The sequence below is a fragment of the Maritimibacter sp. HL-12 genome, from assembly GCF_900177545.1.
Classification (GTDB): Bacteria; Pseudomonadota; Alphaproteobacteria; order Rhodobacterales; family Rhodobacteraceae; genus Sinisalibacter.
Genome location: NZ_FXBQ01000001.1, coordinates 2,467,575 through 2,484,350, shown reverse-complemented (window position 1 = coordinate 2,484,350; position 16,776 = coordinate 2,467,575). Strand labels below are relative to the sequence as shown.

General features: G+C 66.5%; 18 protein-coding genes and 1 other RNA gene. 5 read left to right on the top strand and 14 right to left on the bottom strand.

From position 1 onward, the window contains the following. The first annotated feature begins 22 nt into the window (after positions 1–22). From B9Y97_RS12450 to B9Y97_RS18155, 3 genes are all read left to right on the top strand, one after another. Complete coding sequence (locus B9Y97_RS12450; protein ID WP_085527040.1) at positions 23–745, top strand: SGNH/GDSL hydrolase family protein; 723 nt, start codon at positions 23–25, stop codon at positions 743–745. Positions 746–754: 9 nt separating this feature from the next. Then, positions 755–2,131 carry an SLC13 family permease gene (locus tag B9Y97_RS12445; RefSeq protein ID WP_085527039.1) on the top strand — a complete coding sequence of 459 codons (1,377 nt, stop codon included), beginning with the start codon at positions 755–757 and terminating at the stop codon, positions 2,129–2,131. A gap of 96 nt (positions 2,132–2,227) precedes the next feature. Next, positions 2,228–2,374: a hypothetical protein gene (locus B9Y97_RS18155; protein WP_176224364.1), complete on the top strand. Its 147-nt coding sequence runs from the start codon at positions 2,228–2,230 to the stop codon at positions 2,372–2,374. Between the two features lie 85 nt (positions 2,375–2,459). On the opposite strand, the gene rpmG is transcribed toward B9Y97_RS18155, so the two are convergent. Beyond that, positions 2,460–2,627 carry a 50S ribosomal protein L33 gene (gene rpmG / locus B9Y97_RS12440; protein ID WP_085527038.1) on the bottom strand — a complete coding sequence of 56 codons (168 nt, stop codon included), beginning with the start codon at positions 2,625–2,627 and terminating at the stop codon, positions 2,460–2,462. Between the two features lie 142 nt (positions 2,628–2,769). Between rpmG and B9Y97_RS12435 the strand changes: the two genes are divergently transcribed. Further along, complete coding sequence (locus B9Y97_RS12435; RefSeq protein WP_085527037.1) at positions 2,770–3,144, top strand: VOC family protein; 375 nt, start codon at positions 2,770–2,772, stop codon at positions 3,142–3,144. A 97-nt stretch (positions 3,145–3,241) separates the two neighbouring features. On the opposite strand, the gene rnpB is transcribed toward B9Y97_RS12435, so the two are convergent. The 6 genes from rnpB to B9Y97_RS12405 form a co-directional block, all read right to left on the bottom strand. Beyond that, positions 3,242–3,603, bottom strand: an RNA gene (rnpB, locus tag B9Y97_RS12430) — RNase P RNA component class A. 11 nt (positions 3,604–3,614) lie between these two features. Further along, a complete protein-coding gene (locus tag B9Y97_RS12425) occupies positions 3,615–4,319 on the bottom strand; it encodes an N-acetylmuramoyl-L-alanine amidase (protein WP_085527036.1) in 705 nt (234 codons plus the stop codon). After that, positions 4,316–5,005: a hypothetical protein gene (locus tag B9Y97_RS12420; protein ID WP_085527035.1), complete on the bottom strand. Its 690-nt coding sequence runs from the start codon at positions 5,003–5,005 to the stop codon at positions 4,316–4,318. Before B9Y97_RS12420 ends, B9Y97_RS12425 begins: the two co-directional genes overlap by 4 nt. Positions 5,006–5,079: 74 nt before the next feature. After that, the gene (gene gatA, locus B9Y97_RS12415; protein ID WP_085527034.1) at positions 5,080–6,561 is read right to left on the bottom strand and encodes an Asp-tRNA(Asn)/Glu-tRNA(Gln) amidotransferase subunit GatA; all 1,482 of its coding nucleotides are present in this window, start codon (positions 6,559–6,561) and stop codon (positions 5,080–5,082) included. 1 nt (position 6,562) lies between these two features. Further along, complete coding sequence (gene gatC, locus B9Y97_RS12410; protein WP_085527033.1) at positions 6,563–6,850, bottom strand: Asp-tRNA(Asn)/Glu-tRNA(Gln) amidotransferase subunit GatC; 288 nt, start codon at positions 6,848–6,850, stop codon at positions 6,563–6,565. A gap of 50 nt (positions 6,851–6,900) precedes the next feature. Next, positions 6,901–7,563 carry a ceramidase domain-containing protein gene (locus B9Y97_RS12405; protein ID WP_085527032.1) on the bottom strand — a complete coding sequence of 221 codons (663 nt, stop codon included), beginning with the start codon at positions 7,561–7,563 and terminating at the stop codon, positions 6,901–6,903. A 56-nt stretch (positions 7,564–7,619) separates the two neighbouring features. On the opposite strand from B9Y97_RS12405, the gene B9Y97_RS12400 reads away from it, so the two are divergent. Further along, on the top strand, positions 7,620–8,312 hold the full coding sequence (locus B9Y97_RS12400; protein ID WP_085527031.1) for a metal-dependent hydrolase: 693 nt from the start codon (positions 7,620–7,622) through the stop codon (positions 8,310–8,312). A 24-nt stretch (positions 8,313–8,336) separates the two neighbouring features. On the opposite strand, the gene B9Y97_RS12395 is transcribed toward B9Y97_RS12400, so the two are convergent. The 7 genes from B9Y97_RS12395 to boxC all read right to left on the bottom strand — a co-directional run bounded on the left by B9Y97_RS12395 (position 8,337) and on the right by boxC (position 16,668). Continuing rightward, on the bottom strand, positions 8,337–10,397 hold the full coding sequence (locus B9Y97_RS12395) for a 3-hydroxyacyl-CoA dehydrogenase NAD-binding domain-containing protein (protein WP_085527030.1): 2,061 nt from the start codon (positions 10,395–10,397) through the stop codon (positions 8,337–8,339). A 16-nt stretch (positions 10,398–10,413) separates the two neighbouring features. Next, a complete protein-coding gene (locus B9Y97_RS12390) occupies positions 10,414–11,325 on the bottom strand; it encodes a helix-turn-helix transcriptional regulator (protein WP_085527029.1) in 912 nt (303 codons plus the stop codon). A gap of 90 nt (positions 11,326–11,415) precedes the next feature. Next, complete coding sequence (locus B9Y97_RS12385) at positions 11,416–11,841, bottom strand: acyl-CoA thioesterase (RefSeq protein WP_085528241.1); 426 nt, start codon at positions 11,839–11,841, stop codon at positions 11,416–11,418. 167 nt (positions 11,842–12,008) lie between these two features. Further along, positions 12,009–13,202, bottom strand: a complete 1,194-nt coding sequence (gene boxA / locus B9Y97_RS12380; protein WP_085527028.1) for a benzoyl-CoA 2,3-epoxidase subunit BoxA — start codon at positions 13,200–13,202, stop codon at positions 12,009–12,011. After that, positions 13,199–13,369: a hypothetical protein gene (locus tag B9Y97_RS18150; RefSeq protein ID WP_176224363.1), complete on the bottom strand. Its 171-nt coding sequence runs from the start codon at positions 13,367–13,369 to the stop codon at positions 13,199–13,201. The genes boxA and B9Y97_RS18150 overlap by 4 nt, the downstream gene beginning before the upstream one ends. A 108-nt stretch (positions 13,370–13,477) precedes the next feature. After that, on the bottom strand, positions 13,478–14,926 hold the full coding sequence (gene boxB / locus B9Y97_RS12375) for a benzoyl-CoA 2,3-epoxidase subunit BoxB (RefSeq protein ID WP_085527027.1): 1,449 nt from the start codon (positions 14,924–14,926) through the stop codon (positions 13,478–13,480). An 83-nt stretch (positions 14,927–15,009) separates the two neighbouring features. Continuing rightward, positions 15,010–16,668, bottom strand: a complete 1,659-nt coding sequence (gene boxC, locus B9Y97_RS12370) for a 2,3-epoxybenzoyl-CoA dihydrolase (protein ID WP_139828298.1) — start codon at positions 16,666–16,668, stop codon at positions 15,010–15,012. Positions 16,669–16,776 lie beyond the last annotated feature (108 nt).

The following is a 16,776-nucleotide window of genomic DNA, read 5'->3' as shown; positions in this document are numbered from 1 at the left end:
CCTTTTCGTCCCGGGAGCCGACATGCGCGTCACCGCCGCGAAACTCGCCCTCGCGCCCGTGCTGATCGCACAGGGGATGGCCCTGCGCCGCCACGCGCTCCGGCTGCCCGAAGCCGCCGGACCGCGCAGGGGCGAGGCCGGGGACGGTCCGCCGCTCCGGCTTTTGATCGTTGGTGACAGTTCCGCCGCCGGGGTCGGTGCCCGCGATCAGCGCGCCGCTCTTGCCGGGCGGCTCGCGGCCGAACTCGGCACCACGCACCGCGTAACCTGGCGGCTCATCGCCCGCACCGGGGCCACCACCGCCGACACCCTCGCGCGGTTGTCCACGACCCAACCCGAACCCTTCGACATCGCCGTGACCGCGCTCGGCGTGAACGATGTGACCCGCTCGGTCCCCCTCGCCCGCTGGTGCGCACATCAGGTCGCGCTGCGCATGTTGCTCACGGAGCGTTTCGGCGTGTCCCATGTCATCGCCTCGGGATTGCCACCGATGGGCGATTTCCCTGCGCTCCCGCAACCGCTGCGCTGGGTGGTGGGGGCGAGCGCGCGCCGCCTCGATCTCGGCCTCGCGCGGGAGACCGCGCAGGACCCGCGCTGGAGCCACGCGCGTTTCGCGATCACGCTCGCCCCCGATCTCATGGCCGAAGACGGGTTTCACCCCGGACCAGCGGGCTATGCGCTCTGGGCCCGGATGCTGGCCCCGTCCATCCGCGCCGCTCTTCCCACCGCAACAGCCACGCGATAGACCACTCACATGCGCCTTGCCCTGGTCCTCGGCCCCGCCCTGCTCGCCGCCACGCTCATCCTGCCGCCCCCCGGCGACATGCCCCGCGAGGCTTGGGTGGCCGCCGGGCTTGCTTTGCTGATGGCCACATGGTGGGTGACCGAAGCGCTGCCGCTCGCCGCCACCGCGCTTCTGCCGCTCGCGCTCGCGCCGCTGCTCGGACTCGCCCCGATCGAGGACGTGGCGCCGTCCTACGCGCACCCGCTGATCCTGCTGTTTCTCGGCGGCTTTCTTGTTGCCCGCGCGATCGAAGGCGTGGGCCTTCATGCCCGCATCGCCCACGGCCTGCTCGCCCGTGCCGGCACCAGCCCTGCGCGGGTGCTCGCCGCGCTGATGGTGGCAACCGGCTTTTTGTCGTTGTGGATCTCGAACACTGCCGCAACGATGGTGGTGGCCCCGATCGCTGCCGCCGTGGCCGCACCCGCCAATCCGCGCCTTGCCGCCACGCTGATGCTGGGCGTGGCCTATGCCGCCACCATCGGCGGCATGGGCTCGCTGATCGGCACACCGCCCAACGCGATCTTCGCGGCCTACGTCGCCGACACGCAAGCGATCACGATCGGTTTCGCCGAATGGGCCATGGTCGGCATGCCGGTTTCGCTGCTCTTGATGCTGGCCGCCTGGGCGGTGCTCGCCCGCCTCACGCCGGGGCTCGGCGGGGCCAGCCATTTGCCGCTGCCACCCTACGAAGCCCGTCCCCTGCGCGGTGCCGAGGCGCGGGTGGCCATTGTCGCCGCCCTCACCGCGCTCGGCTGGATCACCCGGCCCTGGCTTGCCCCGCTGCTGCCTGGCCTGCCGCTGACCGACGCGGGCATCGCGCTCACCGGCGCGCTCGCGCTGTTTTTCCTGCCCGACGGCAAAGGCAGCGGCGGGCGGTTGCTCGACTGGGACGCGGCTGCGCGCATTCGCTGGGACGTGCTGATCCTGTTCGGCGGCGGCCTCGCCCTCGCCCGCCTGATCGACACCAGCGGCCTTGCCGCGCAGATCGGTGCCGCGAGCGCCGGTTTCGCAGGGCTGCCGCTGCCGCTCCTGTTGCTCACCTTCGCCGCGCTCATCGTCTACCTCGGCGAACTGGCATCCAACACCGCCACGGCGGCACTGTTCATGCCGATCGCCGGCGCGGCGGCCGTCAGCCTCGGGATCGACCCGGTGACGTTCATGCTTCCGGTCGCGCTCGCCGCCTCGATCGGCTTCATGCTGCCGGTGGCCACGCCGCCCAACGCCATCGTCTTTGCCCACCCCGAGGTGACCCGGGCGCGGATGCTGCGGGCCGGCGCGGTGCTCAACCTGATCGGGTTGTTGGTCGCGGTCGGGATCGCCGCCACGCTCGGGCCGCTGCTGATGTGACCGGAAGCGCGCCGTCGTTTCTCCCTCGAAGGGTCGATCCGCTGCCGCATTTTCAAGCTATCCCACGCCAAACCGGCAGAGACGCAAGGAGATGACATGCAGACCGTGTTCGACTCGCTCACCCAGCGGCCCATGCTGACGCTTGGCCTCGGCGGGTTCCTGGGCGGGTTCGTGCTGTTCTACATCGTGATCCGGCGCGCCCGAAAACGTCGCATCATACAAGCCGGCAAACACCAAGGCTGAACCGCGGGCGCGGCAAGGCACCGGCTGGAAACGAAAAAAGGCCGCGCATGAAAGCGCGGCCTTTTTCTTTTCGGCATCGGCAGGATTACTTGATCTTGCCTTCCTTGTATTCGACGTGCTTGCGCACCACGGGATCATATTTCCGCGCGGTCATCTTCTCGGTCATCGTGCGGGCGTTCTTCTTGGTCACGTAGAAGTGCCCGGTGCCCGCGCTCGAGTTCAGGCGGATCTTGATAGTGGTCGGTTTCGCCATGATGTCAACTCCTCGTCGGGCGTCATGCGCCCGGTCAAATCCTTGAAGCCCGCCTTGTAGCGTCCCGGCCGCCCGAGTCAACCGCATTGTGCCGGCAAATGCGCTACACTGACCCGGCAATCGTGACACGAAAGGACATTTCATGCATCTGGGTGCATTTTCCGTCAGCCACGCCGTCTCTGACATCGCGGCCTCCCGGGCGTTCTACGAAAAGCTCGGATTCTCCGAAGCCGGCGGTGATCAGGACCAGGGCTGGCTCATCCTCAGAAGCGGCGCCACCACCATCGGCCTGTTCCAGGGCATGTTCGACAAGAACCTGCTGACCTTCAATCCGGGCTGGGGGCCAATGGCAGAGCCCCTCGCGGAACCGTACGAGGACGTTCGCGCGATACAGGAACGTCTGAAGGCAGAGGGCATGGTGTTGATCGAAGAGACCGACCCGGACGGCAGCGGCCCGGGCTACATCACCCTCGAAGACCCCGACGGCAATCCGATCCTGATCGACCAGCACGTCTGAGACCCGCGCGCGTGGTCAGTTGCCCACCGGGCGGCGAAAGGAGGTGGGGGTTTCTCACCCCCGCACCCCCGCGAGGCAGTATTGCCGTGATGAAGATACGCGCGGATGGCCTGTAAGCCGGATTTTGTAACCCCGGGTCTCCCCGGGGATGATGACCATTCCTCTGGGCGGCCGGTTGCCCGGACGCTCTAGCTGCCGACCCGGACCCCGGGCCAAGGCAGCCCATGCGAGGTCCCTATTTGGCATTGCTCCCGGTGGGGCTTGCCGTGCCGCTCCTGTTGCCAGTCGCGCGGTGGGCTCTTACCCCACCGTTTCACCCTTGCCTTCCCGAAGAAAGGCGGTCTGATCTCTGTGGCGCTTTCCCTGGGGTTGCCCCCGCCGGGCGTTACCCGGCACCGTTGCCTTGTGGAGTCCGGACTTTCCTCGGAGGTTGCCCCCCGCGGCCATCCGGCCATCCGCGCGCTGCTGACTTAGGCGCGCCGGGCCGCCCGGTCAACCGCGAAGCGGCGGGCGAGATCCTCGATCGCGGCCATGTCGGACTCGTCGAGTGACCCACGCGCCCAAGGCCGGAATCGGGCGCGGAAAGCCGCGAGCACCGCGGCGAAGCCATCTTCGACGGGGTATCCGAAGGCCCGGGCAGCTTTGAGAAACGCGGCTTCGTCAGGAGCCGACGCCGGTGTTCCAGGCGCGGGCCAGACCGCGAGGCCCTGCAACGACAGCCGCTGCCAGTCGAACCTCGGGCCCGGATCTGTCTTGCGAGTCGGGGCGAAATCCGAATGCGCGATGACACCTTCGGGCTGGATCTGCCAGCGCGCAAGAATATCGCAAAGCAACACTTCCAGCCGCGCCATCTGCGGCTCGGCGAAGGGAGAATTGCCGCAATTGTCCAACTCGACGCCGATCGAGCGCGAATTCACGTCGCCCCGTCCGCGCCAGTTTCCCGTCCCGGCGTGCCAGGCCCGCTGGTCTTCCTCGACAAGCCGGAACAGCCGGCCATCCCGGGCGATCAGGTAATGCGCCGACACCTCATGCTCGGGCGCGCATAGCCGCGCCAGCGCGGCCTGCGCATCGGGCATCGCGGTGTAGTGCAGCACCACCAACTCGGGGCGCAACCCATCCCGGCGGCCACCGAAATTCGGCGAGGGCTGCGAGATCGCCGGGCCGGGGCCGGTCACGATTCGCCGGGGGTTTCGACGTCTTCGTAGGTGTCCACGTCCGCCGGTGCGGCGTCTCGCGCGGCCCGGAAGGGGCGCGGATCCCAGGTGCAGGCGAAGCCGTCGCCATCGGGGTCCATACCGTAGCGGTCGCGCTCGGGGCCGCCCGCGTCGAGGAAGGCTTCCTGGGCGCGGTCGGGGCTGCCATGCCGGGCGCAGGCACGCTCATAGCGGCTGGCGGCGGCGATCCCCGTGCGGCGGTAGAGCGGCTGACCCGGGTTGTTTGTGGTGGCAAGCGCGTAGGACACGATCGAAGGGCCGGAGCCATCGGGGCGCGGCGGCAGTTCGGTGGGCTGGATCACCGTGTATTGTTCCCGGTTGGCGTCGATCCGCGCCGCATCGCTTTCGATCGACTCGCGTTCGCTGACGGCTTCAAAGCTCTGCTCGTCGGAAAGCCCGACCGGCGCGGCAGTGGCGGAATCGGGTGCCATGGCCGAGAGCGGTTCGCCGGTTGCCGGGGCCCCCTCAAGTCCGAGCACGGCAGCGGTTTCGGCGGCGAGGGATTCGCCGCTTTCGTCCAGCGATGCGGCGGCCACGGGGGTGGTGGGCGGCAGCACGGACGCGCCGGTCGACGACAAGGCGGTGTCATTGGCACCGGCCCCGCTGTCGGGAACCGGCGGGCTGCAGGCGGCCAGTGTAAACGCCATGATACTCAAAACGGTCGCGATACGCATCCTGCGCCCCCGGTTGTCCGACGCCAGATTAGCGTCGGTCGCGGGGATTACCACCATTTCTCGGGCTTGGAAACAAAGCCCGCCGCACGTTCGAGCGCATAGGCGGTATTCAGCAGATCACCCTCTTCCCAAGGCTTGCCGATAAGCTGGAGCCCGAGCGGCAGGCCCTTGGCATCAAGCCCGGCGGGCACCGAGATGCCGGGCAGGCCCGCGAGGTTGACCGTCACCGTGAAGACGTCGTTGAGATACATCTGCACCGGATCGGCCTCGGTCATTTCTCCCAGCCCGAAGGCAGCGGAGGGCGTGGCCGGGGTGAGGATCGCATCCACGCCCTGGTCGAAGGCGTCGTCGAAATCGCGCTTGATCAGGGCACGGACCTTGCGGGCGCGGTTGTAATAGGCGTCGTAGAACCCGGCGGAGAGCACGTAGGTGCCCACCATCACCCGGCGCTGCACCTCCGCCCCGAACCCCTCGGCGCGGGTTTTCTCATACATGTCGCTGATGCCCTCGCCCGCCGCGAGCTTCGCGCGGTGGCCGTAGCGCACGCCGTCGTAGCGCGCGAGGTTCGAGGAGGCCTCGGCGGGGGCGATGACGTAATAGGCCGGCAGCGCATACTTGGTGTGCGGCAGCGAAATGTCGATCAACTTGGCCCCGGCATCCGCGAGCATCGCCTTGCCCTCGTCCCAGAGCTTCTCGATCTCGGCGGGCATGCCGTCGAGCCGGTATTCGCGCGGGATGCCGATCACCTTGCCCTTGATGTCGCCGGTGAGCGCGGCTTCGAAATCGGGCACCGGCAGGTCGGCACAGGTGCTGTCTTTCGGATCATGCCCGGCCATCGCGCCCAGCATGATCGCGGCGTCGCGCACCGATTTGGTCATCGGCCCGGCCTGGTCGAGCGAGGAGGCGAAGGCGACGATGCCCCAGCGCGAGACCCGGCCATAGGTCGGCTTCAATCCGGTGATCCCGGTGAAGGCGGCGGGCTGGCGGATCGAGCCGCCGGTATCGGTGCCGGTGGCGGCAAGGCAGAGATCGGCGGCCACGGCGCTGGCAGAGCCGCCGGAGGAGCCGCCGGGGGTGAGCTGGCGGTCATCGACCTTCCACGGGTTCACCGCGTTGCCGTAGACCGAGGTTTCATTCGACGAGCCCATGGCGAACTCGTCCATGTTGAGCTTGCCGAGCATCACCGCGCCCGCGTCGAACAGGTTCCGGGTGACGGTGGATTCGTATTCCGGCTTGAAGCCTTCGAGGATGGCGCTCCCGGCCTGGCTCGCCACGCCCATGGTGCAGAACAGATCCTTGATGCCGAGCGGGATGCCCGTCATCGCGGTGGCCTCGCCCGCCTTGATCCGGGCATCCGCCGCTTTCGCCTGTTCCCGCGCGATATCCGGGGTCTTGTGGACGAAGGCACCAAGTGCATCCGCGCCCTCGATCTCGGCAAGGCAGGCCTCGGTGAGTTCGGTCGCGGTGGTTTCGCCCTTGGCCAGCGCGTCGCGCGCCGCGGCAATGGTCAGGCTGGTCAGTTCGCTCATGTCATTCCATCACTTTCGGCACGGCAAAAAAGCCCTCGCGGGCGTCGGGCGCGTTGGCGAGCACCTTCTCGGGATAGCCGCCGTCCGTCACCACGTCTTCGCGGCGCTTCAGCCGCATCGGCGTGACCGAGGTCATCGGTTCGATATCGTCCACGTTCACCTCGTTCAACTGCTCGATGAAGCCGAGGATCGTGTTGAACTCCGCGGCGAGCGCGGGCAGGCGCGCCTCCTCGACCCGGATACGGGCAAGGTGCGCAACCTTGCGGGCGGTTTCGATGTCGATCGACATGGGGCCTCCGTGCGTTCCATGCGGGCAGCCTGTGCCCGTCGCCTGCCCGTTTAGCGCCCGCGCCCGCGCCCCGCAAGCATGTGGGCGCGGTAGACCTCGATCATCCAGCCCAGCATCACCGCGTTGAGGATGTGCCACAGGAAATGCGTGCCCATCGGCAGCACGTCGCAGAGCGGTTCATCAAGCGTGCGCGCAGTCAGCGAGAGCACCAGCAGCCCCGCGCCGATGGCAAGGCCGCGCGCGGTTCCGGGCGCGCGTGTGCGCATCAGCCAGGCATAGCCCGCGATCAGCAGCGGCACCGGCGCGTAGCCTGCCGAGGAACCGAGCCCGGGGATCAGCCCGAACAGCGGCACGGTGGCGGCGGCGTAGGGGACGAACCCCAGTGTCACCAGCCCGGCGATGCGGCCGCTCAAGCCGAGAAAATCCCGGCTCGCAGCAAAGACGTAGGCGAGGATGAACATGAGGATCGGCAGCACGTCGGCCATTCCGGCCCAGGCTTGCGCGAAGGTGTGAAAAAGGAAAGATCCAAGCCCGATTGCAGCCAGAATCCCCACCAGGAGGTTGGCAAGAGGCAAGCCGGCGCCGCGCAGCCGAAGCCCCATGACCAGCGCGGCAACGAGAAAGGCGGCGTTGGTCACCGCGTTGATCGGCTCGGCCCAGAACCCCGGATCGAGCCTTTCGCAATAACCGTCTACCGCGCGCGTCCATTCCACTTTCGCTGCCCCCCTCGCGTGATACCATGGTGGTACGAACGATAGGGAGAACCGAGATGAAAATCACCTGGCTAGGCCACGCGAGTTTCCGCATCGAGATCGAGGACGCGGTGATCCTGCTCGATCCGTGGTTCGAGGGAAACCCGATGTTCCCGCCCGAGCGCCGCGCCGAGGCGATCGCGGGCGCAACCCACGTGCTGGTCACCCACGGCCACGGCGACCACGCCAAGGACGCGCCGGCGATCTGCGAGGAACTGGGGATCCCCGCGGTCGCGATCTACGATCTCACCCAATGGTGGGCCTCGCGCCACGATTTCGAAACCATCGGCTTCAACAAGGGCGGCACGGTGCGGCTCGGCAAGGTGGCGGTGACGATGGTCAACGCAACCCATTCCTCCGCCACCCAGACCGCGAACGGCCCGGTCTATACCGGCACCGAGTCGGGCTACATGATCGCGGGCGAGGGCCACGTGATCTACGCCACCGGCGATACCGATATCATGGCCGACATGGAATGGATGGGAGAGGTGCATAATCCCGATATCGGGCTGCTCTGCGCGGGCGGACATTTTACCATGGACATGGCCCGCGCCTCCTATGCCGCACAACGCTATTTCAACTTCCGCACCGTGATCCCCTGCCACTACCGCACATTCCCGCTGCTCGAACAATCGGCGGCGCTGATGAAGGAGGTGCTCACCGGGATCGACGTGATCGAACCGGAGGTGATGCAGCCGATCGAGATCTGACCACGTCCGGCAGGTTTCGCCGGATCAAACCCCGGCGAAGCTGCCGCCCCGAGCGGCCAGCCGCCGGATCAGATCGGCGGGTTGCCACGCCACCGGGTCTTCCCTTGCGAAGGCCTCCAGCCGGGCGAGGATGGCCCCTGCCCCGATCGTATCGGCATGGTGCATGAGCCCGCCGCGCCAGCGCGGAAAGCCGTAGCCCGCCACCGTCACCACGTCGATATCCGCCGCAGATTGCGCGATGCCCTCGTCGAGGATCGCCGCCGCCTCGTTGATCATCGCCAGCACAAGGCGCTCGCGGATTTCATCGGCGCTGAACGCCTGCCGCTCGACCTTGGCAAAATACGCCTCCTCGCGGGCAAGGTCTTCCACCAGCGGGTCGATCACCTTGCCGCCGCCGCCCGGGTAGCGATACCAGCCCACGCCCGCCTTCTTGCCGAGCCGCCCCTCGTTCACCATCCGGTCGGAAATCGGGATGTAACGCCGGTTGGGGTCGCGGGTGACGTCCTGCCGGCGGCGGTTGGCGAAGGCGATATCGAGGCCGGACAGGTCTTGCGCCTCGTAGGGTCCCATCGGGTAACCGAACTCGACCATCGCCTCGTCGATCTCCCAGGGGTTCGAGCCGTCCATCATCACCGTGTCGGCGGCCTCGCGGTAGCGCGCGAGAATCCGGTTACCGATGAAACCGTCGCAGACTCCCGCGAGCACCGGCAGCTTGCGCAGACGCTTGGCCAGCGCGAATCCGGTGGCGAGGGCGGCATCGGAGGTGGCCTCGCCGCGCACGATCTCCAGCAGTTTCATGATATGGGCAGGGGCGAAGAAATGCAGCCCCACCAGCCGGGTCGGGTCGTCGAGCACGGCGGCGATCTCGTTGACATCAAGGTAGGAGGTGTTGGTGGCCATCAGCGTGTCGGGCCGCATCGCTGCCTGAAGCCGGGTGAACACCGCCTGTTTCACCTCCATGCTCTCGAAGGCCGCCTCGATGGCAATATCGGCTTCGCGGGCGATGGCGTATTCGGCGGTGGCGTTGAAGGCCGCGCGGCGGGCCTGGGCCTGGGCCTCGGTGATCAAGCCGCGCTTGAGACTGGCCGCGACGATGTTTTCGAGGTTCGCCTCGGCACGGGCGACACCCTCGGCATCGGTCTCGATGATGTCGACGAAGATCCCGGCGTTCAGAAGCGCATAGGCGATCCCCGCCCCCATCGTGCCACCGCCGACCACCACCGCGCGGGTGATCTCGGCAGGGCGGGTGTCTTTCAACCAACCGGGCGCTTTCGCGCCGCGTTCGGCGAAGAAGATGTGGCGGAGCGCCCGCGCCTGTGCGCCGACGCGCAACTTGAGGAAGGTTTCGCGCTCCACCTGCAGGGCTTCGCCGAGCGGGGTGGTCGTGCTCATCTCGACGAGGTCGATGGCGCGATGCGGCGCGATCTGGCCGCGCATCCGCGCCTCCGCCGTCGCCTTCGCGGCAGCGAGGGCCTCGGCGTCGGTCTCCGGACCCGGCAGATCGCCAATCGCCACGACGGTGGAAAGCAACTCGTGGTTCACCTCCTCGGCGGCAAACGCCGGGTCGTCGGCAATCTCGTCGACCAGCCGCAGCGCCAGCGCCCGTTCGCCAGTGACCGGCTTGCCGGTCGCGATCATGTCGAGCGCCGCCTTGAGCCCCACGAGCCGGGGCAGACGCTGGGTGCCGCCCGCCCCCGGCACCACACCGAGCGTCACCTCGGGCAAGCCGATCTGGGCGTCGGGCGTGGCGATGCGGTAGCGGCAGGCCAAAGCCAGTTCGCAGCCGCCGCCGAGCGCCGGGCCGCGAATCGCGGCGATCCACGGCACCTCGCAAGCTTCGATCCGGGCCACCACATCGGGCAGGTGGGGCTCCAGCGCCGGGCCGTCGAACTCGCGCGCATCGGCCCCGGCGGCAAAGGCCCGCCCGGCACCCGACAGGATCACCCGCTCCAGCCCGGCCTCGGCTTCGATCCAGTCGAGCGCGGCGATCAACCCTGCGCGGGTTTCCTGCCCGATCGCGTTCACGGGCGGGAAATCGAGGGTGACATGGGCGGTGGCGCCATCGCGGCGGGTGGTAACGGGCATGGGGCTCTCCGGGAATTCAGCCGAGAAAATCGTGGGTGTGGATCAGCGCGAGCATCTCGTCGAGGCTTTCATCTTCGGTGCGTCCCGAGGTATCGAGCTTGGCAAGCGCGCGTTCGTAGAGGGCTTCGCGGGCGGTCAGGATGGATTTGAGTTGATCCATGGCTTCGGGATTGCCCGCCATCGGCCTCGTATCGCCCTGTTCGCGGACCCGGGCCATGTGCTCGGCCGGCGTGGCCTTGACCCAGATCGTGTGGAACTTCGACAAGAGCACGTTGTAGGTTTCTGGCTCGGCGACGATGCCGCCGGCAACCGCGAGGATCATCGTGTCGTGGGTGGCGATCACCCGGTCAATGGCCTGCGCCTCAAGGCGGCGATAACCCTCTTGGCCATAGAGCGCCATCAGGTCATCGACCGGCATGCCCGATTGCTCCTCGATCTCGCGGTTCAGCTCGACGAAGGGGATGTCGAGCGCCTCGCCCGCGCGCCGCCCGAGGGTGGACTTGCCGGCACCGCGCAGGCCCACAAGGCAGATCCGCTGCGCCCGGGCCGCGGCGACGGGTTCGGGGCTGAGGGTGGCGAGCACCCGGGCCTGGGTTCGGGCATTGGCGGAACGGAAGAGATCGGCCACCCGCAGCGGCTCGGACGACCACGGATCGTCTTCACCGACGAGCCATTCGATCTTGTGATCGAGCGCATGGGCGACGCGCTGCAACAACCCGATGGAAATGTTGCCCTCGCCGGCCTCGAGCTGGGCGAGATAGCGCGGCGATACGCCGGATTTCTCCGACAGCACCCGACGCGGAATACCCTTGCGGTCACGCGCCCGGCGCACCCGTTCGCCGACACGGGCGATCAGGATATCGACCTCCCGGTCGGCGTCCGATGCGGCTTGCTGCACTTCGCCGCGAAAATTGGTGATCTCCGCCATGACCCGTCACATGCTCAATAATGCAGCGACTCTACGGCCAAGACCGGAGGCTCTCAACGAAAATCCGGCAAGTTTGCGCAAAATAGTGCATTAATCGCCCATAGCGAGCATCGGCTCGACGATCGCGCGCACCTCGTCCGGGGCCGGGCGCTTTTCCATGCTGCCCGCGACGATGAAGACGCAGACGAACAGGCCCTCGAAACAGAGCCCGCCATCCTGAAACCCTTCGACCCGGAAGCTGATCGAGCTTTCACCGAGCCGGACCGGGCGCACCGTGCAGACCAGCCGGTGGCGCGGCGTGACCGGGCTGCGAAAATCCATCTCCATGTGCACGAAGGGGGTGCCGAAGCCGCGATCGAGCTCCATCTGGTACCAGCCGTCGCCGTCGAGATGGGCCTCCCACCAGCCGTTGATCGCATCGAGCGCCCATGCCGGGATTCTGGCGGTATAGGCGATCTTTGCGGGATCGCAATCGCCCCAGGTCACACGGATTTCGTGGGTGAAGGTCTTGGGCATGTCGGTTTCCTCGGTGAGCGCAGGCGCGACGCGGTCTTCGCAAATTTCGAACCCGGCGAACACCGGCTTTTCAAACTCCGGCCCGGCTTGGCATGGAAAATTTCAACTTTGCAGTGGTCCAGGGCGGGCTTGTGCGTGATGACGGGAAGTGGCCCTGCCCGGCGGGCTCAATAGGTCTCGACGTGATACCGGCCGTCCTCGCGCATCGCATCACGCGCCGCTTTCCAGTCGAGCCCGACCCCGCGCGCGATGTCGTCGAGCGCTGCCTCGACACCGTGCTCCATCTCCTTGAGCCCGCAGATGTAGATATAGGCGTTCGGGTTGGTGAGCATCGCCGCCACCCTGCCCGCCTCCTCGCGCAGCTTGTCCTGCACGTAATGCTTGGACTCACCCTGCAGCCGAGAGAAGGCAAAGACCTTGTGCATGAAGCTGTCGGGCACCTTCTTGAGCGGGCCGAAATAGGGCAGCTCCTCCGGCCGACGGGCACCGAAGACGAGGGTGAGCTTGCCGGTGTTGGCGGGTGTCTCGCGCTGGCGGCGCATGGTGAAGCCGCGGAACGGGGCCGAGCCGGTGCCGGTGCAGATCATCAGAAGCTCGGCGTTCGGATCGGAGGGCAACAGGAAGGTCGCGCCGAAAGGTCCGGTGACCTGCACGTCGTCGCCGGGCTTGAGATCGCAGACGTAATTCGAACACAGCCCGCCCGCCTCGCGCTTCACCGTGAGCGAGAGATTGTTGTAGTTCGGCCGTTCGCCGTCGCGGGGGGAGGAGACCGAGTAGAGCCGGGGCAGGTGCGGCTTGCCCTCGGCGTCGGTGCCCGGCGGGATGATCCCGATCGACTGGCCTTCGAGCACCGGCATCGGCTGGCCGCCGAAATCGAGGATGATGTGGCGCACGTCGTTGTCGGAGCCCTCGGCGGTGAGACGGAAATTTCCGGTCACCTTCGCGGTGGCGGGCTTGCCGATGGTGTAGAGGTTGATCGTGGGCTTGGAGGCGGTGGCCGGGGCCCTGGCCTTGCCGCCGGCGCCCGCGTGCGCCTCGGCCAGCAGCGCCGCCATCGCCTCGTCAAGGGCTTCGAGCCCGGTTTCGGCCTCGCCGCCCCCGGCGAGATCGGCCTGCTCCGGCAGTTCGTCCCAGGAATATTGCTCATCCAGCGAATAGGGTTCGACCACCACGCGCCACTCGTCGATCGAGCCTGTGGGACAGACCGGGATGCAATCCATGCAGAAATTGCACTTGTCCGCATCGACCACGACGTTGTTGTCGTCGTGGGTGATGGCCTCGACCGGACAGGTCATCTCGCAGGTATAGCAGCGGATGCAGATCTCGGGGTCGATCAGGTGCTGTTTGAGCGGCTTGTTCACGCGGATTTTTCCTTGAGGATCGTGTCGGGCAAGGTGAGTGCCTCGATCAGCGCCTGGCAAACCCCGGTGCATTCCTTGCAGCCGACACAGCCACCGCGCAGGCCGGCGATGCTGCCCGCAACCGCGCGGCTGCGCGGGGCATGGGCGATGTTGCGTTCAATCTCCATGGCGCTCTCCGTTTCCATGTTTCGGGCCTTCGGCCCGACCCGCCGGGGGGCGCTGCCCCCCGGACCCCCCGAGGTATTTCCGGACCCAAGAAGGGGCTTGGGCCGATCTTACGCCATGGCGAGCTTGACGTATTCGAAGTCGCCCGGCTTGTTGTCGATGCCAACTTTCGGCGGCGCGATCCATCCGGCAAATTGTCCCGGTTCGGTGACCTGGACCATGAGCGACTGGATGAAATCGCCATCCGCGTGGGTGGGCAGCCACTTGGTCTGGCCTGCGTCGTAGTCGGCACCGGATACGAGCTTGCCTTCGGGGTCGAACAGCTTGTCGGCGAAGACGCCGATCTTGCGGTTGAAGGCTTCGTGCGGCAGCTTGAGTTCGAAGTCGATCCCGGCCTTCTCGATGATCTTGTTCCAGCGGCCCACGCCTCCGGCCGCGTCGCGGGTGTAGTCGTCGCGCAGGCGCATGTTGATCGCGGTGAGCGCGGGGACATCCTTGCGCACCAGCTTGCCATCCTCGAAATCCCACACCGTGTAGGTGGCATCCGTGAGCTTGTGATCGTCGTCGATCCGGTGCTCGTGGTAGCGGCCCTTGATGCCCGCGTTGAAGGCATTGGCGGCGTTGGTCGAAACCTCCTGGCCGAACAGATCGAGGCTCAAGGTGTAGTGCAGGTTGAGCTTCTTCTGGATCAGCGGCAGGTCGATCACGCCAAGCGCGCGGATCCGGTCGGTGTCATAAGGATCGTCGATGCCGTTTTCCTTCATCACCTGGCAGGTGCGCTCGATGGTGCGCCCGACCCCGGTTTCGCCGACGAACATGTGGTGCGCTTCCTCGGTCAGCATGAAGCGGCAGGTGCGGCTGAGCGGGTCGAAGCCCGATTGCGCCAGGCTTTCGAGCTGCATCTTGCCGTCACGGTCGGTGAAGTAGGTGAACATGAAGAACGACAGCCAGTCGGGCGTTTCCTCGTTGAAGGCACCGAGCATGCGCGGAGCTTCTTCCGAACCGGAGGAGCGACGCAGCAGATCATCGGCCTCTTCGCGGCCGTCGCGGCCGAAATACTTGTGCAGGAGGTAGACCATCGCCCAGAGGTGGCGGCCTTCCTCGACGTTGACCTGGAACAGGTTGCGCATGTCGTAGAGCGAGGGCGCGGTGATCGCGAGGAAGCGTTGCTGCTCCACGCTCGCCGGCTCGGTATCGCCCTGGATCACGATCAGGCGCTTCATCATGTTGCGGTATTCGCCCGGCACGTCCTGCCACGCGGGCTGGCCTGCGTGCTCGCCGCAGGGAATGGTACGGCCTTCGACCTGCGGCGCGAGCAACACGCCCCAGCGGTATTCCGGCATCTTGACGTAATCGAACTTGGCCCAGCCCTTCGGATCGACCGAAACCGCGGTGCGCAGGTAGATCATCGAGCGCTGGAACTGGTCGGGGATCAGGTCGTTCCACCAGTTGATGTAGCCCGGGTGCCACTTTTCGAGTGCCTTGAGCACGCGCTTGTCGGAGGAAAGCCCGACGTTGTTGGGGATCAGGGTATCGTAGGCAACGTTCATGTCTTGCATGGGGTCCTCCCAGTTTTGATTGCCGCGCAATTTGTCCGAAAACCGGTTCCCACTTTTCGGATTGCACGCGCGATTGCGCCTCCTCAGACGCGTTCCATGTTGTAGTCGCCGCGCACGCCGGTGCCGTATCGCTGCAGCGCGCCATCGGGGCCGGTGGCATTGGGGCGGTTGAAGATCCAGTTCTGCCAGGCGGTGAGCCGGCCGAAGATGCGGGTTTCCATCGTTTCGGGCCCGGCAAAGCGCAGGTTGGCTTCCATCCCGGTCATCGCGTCCGGGCTGAAGGAGGCACGCTCTTCCATGAAGATGCGGATCTCGTCTTCCCAGTCGATATCGTCGAGGATGTAGGTGACGAGGCCGAGCGCGTCGGCCTCCTCGGCCTCGATCGGCTCGCCGATCTTCGCCTTGGCCGCCTCTACCGCCTCGGGCTCGCCGAGGAAGCGGGTATCGAGGCGGGAAATGTCGTTCGACATCGGGTATTGCCCGAAGTTGGATGCCGCCAAGGTGATCGTAGCGATCGGCCGGTTGTCGCCCTCGAACTCGTCTTCCATCATGTAGGAGCGGTCGACGGCGAAGAGGATTTCGGCCAGCACCCCGGTGAAGCAGGACCCGTGTTCGACCAGCGCCACGAGACTGCGCGAGGTCATGTCGATCCGCTTCAGCAGGCGCTTCCAGTAGGCGAGGATTTCGTTGGCGAGCCAGTGATCCTTGTTGTCGAGCAGCAGGTCTTCATGCGCCTGCACCAGCGCCGGATCGCCCTGCGAGCGGAAGACGAGCAGACCCACCTCGCGCTCGTTGAGGCGCAGATGGAGGATTGCGTCGTCCAGTTCGCGGGCGAGCTTGAGCAGGTAGAAATCGGCGCCTTGCGCGGTGACCTCGTCGATGCTGCCGGGTGCCTCGGTGGCGGGACCGGACAGGGTGATCGTTGCCTTGCGCGCGGCACGGTCGATCTCGACCTCGACGAGGTCGTAATGCACGCCGTTGTCGTCGATCCTGCGGGTAAGCGGGGGGAGGCTGATGCCCTTGTCCACGTCCGGCTTGGCGGAGGCGGCGGCGAATTCGCGGGCGCGCTCGGCGACCACGTCATCGAATTTCGAGTTCGGGATCACCTCGTCAACCAGCCGCCATTCCTGCGCGCGTTTGCCGCGGATGCCCTCCTCAATCGAGCAGAACACGTCGGCGCGGTCGCGGCGAACCTTGCGCTTGTCGGTCACCCGGGTGAGGCCGCCGGTGCCGGGCAGAACCGCGAGCAGCGGCACTTCCGGCAGCGCAACGGAGGAGGCGCTGTCGTCGGTCAGCATGATGTGGTTGCAGGCCAGCGCCAACTCGTAGCCACCCCCGGCGCAGGCACCTTTCACGGCGGCGATCCACTTCTGGCCGCTATCGGCTTCCGCCGCTTCGAAGGTGTTGCGGGTTTCGTTGGTGAACTTGCAGAAGTTGACCTTGTGGGCATGGCTCGCACCGCCCAGCATGCGGATGTTGGCCCCGGCGCAGAACACCTTGTCCTTGCCGGATTTGATCACCACCACCTTCACCTCCGGATGCTCGAAGCGCATCCGCTGGGTGATGTCGGACAATTCGATATCGACGCCGAGATCGTAGGAATTGAGCTTGAGCTGGTAGCCCTCGAAAAGCCCGCCATTCTCGTCCACGTCCATGTAGACGGTGGCGATGGGGCCGTCATACTCCACCCGCCAGTGGCGGTATTTCGACGGGTCGGTCTGAAAGTCGATCAGCTTGGTCACGCGGCTCTCCCTGTGTTCGCTAGGTGCAGTATAGTGCGGCATTCTGTCCGGATCAACTGACATATGCACTATAGTGCCTTTTTTGTTTCCGTTATAAATCAGTGGCTT

Coding starts and splice junctions, on each gene's coding strand:
- B9Y97_RS12450 (WP_085527040.1), top strand. CDS start 23: ATGCGCGTCACCGCCGCGAAACTCGCCCTCGCGCCCGTGCTGATCGCA.
- rpmG (WP_085527038.1), bottom strand. CDS start 2,627: ATGGCGAAACCGACCACTATCAAGATCCGCCTGAACTCGAGCGCGGGC.
- B9Y97_RS12395 (WP_085527030.1), bottom strand. CDS start 10,397: ATGCCCGTTACCACCCGCCGCGATGGCGCCACCGCCCATGTCACCCTC.
- B9Y97_RS12445 (WP_085527039.1), top strand. CDS start 755: ATGCGCCTTGCCCTGGTCCTCGGCCCCGCCCTGCTCGCCGCCACGCTC.
- B9Y97_RS12390 (WP_085527029.1), bottom strand. CDS start 11,325: ATGGCGGAGATCACCAATTTTCGCGGCGAAGTGCAGCAAGCCGCATCG.
- B9Y97_RS12435 (WP_085527037.1), top strand. CDS start 2,770: ATGCATCTGGGTGCATTTTCCGTCAGCCACGCCGTCTCTGACATCGCG.
- boxB (WP_085527027.1), bottom strand. CDS start 14,926: ATGCAAGACATGAACGTTGCCTACGATACCCTGATCCCCAACAACGTC.
- B9Y97_RS12400 (WP_085527031.1), top strand. CDS start 7,620: ATGAAAATCACCTGGCTAGGCCACGCGAGTTTCCGCATCGAGATCGAG.
- gatC (WP_085527033.1), bottom strand. CDS start 6,850: ATGTCGATCGACATCGAAACCGCCCGCAAGGTTGCGCACCTTGCCCGT.
- B9Y97_RS18155 (WP_176224364.1), top strand. CDS start 2,228: ATGCAGACCGTGTTCGACTCGCTCACCCAGCGGCCCATGCTGACGCTT.
- B9Y97_RS12420 (WP_085527035.1), bottom strand. CDS start 5,005: ATGGCGTTTACACTGGCCGCCTGCAGCCCGCCGGTTCCCGACAGCGGG.
- gatA (WP_085527034.1), bottom strand. CDS start 6,561: ATGAGCGAACTGACCAGCCTGACCATTGCCGCGGCGCGCGACGCGCTG.
- B9Y97_RS18150 (WP_176224363.1), bottom strand. CDS start 13,369: ATGGAGATTGAACGCAACATCGCCCATGCCCCGCGCAGCCGCGCGGTT.
- B9Y97_RS12385 (WP_085528241.1), bottom strand. CDS start 11,841: ATGCCCAAGACCTTCACCCACGAAATCCGTGTGACCTGGGGCGATTGC.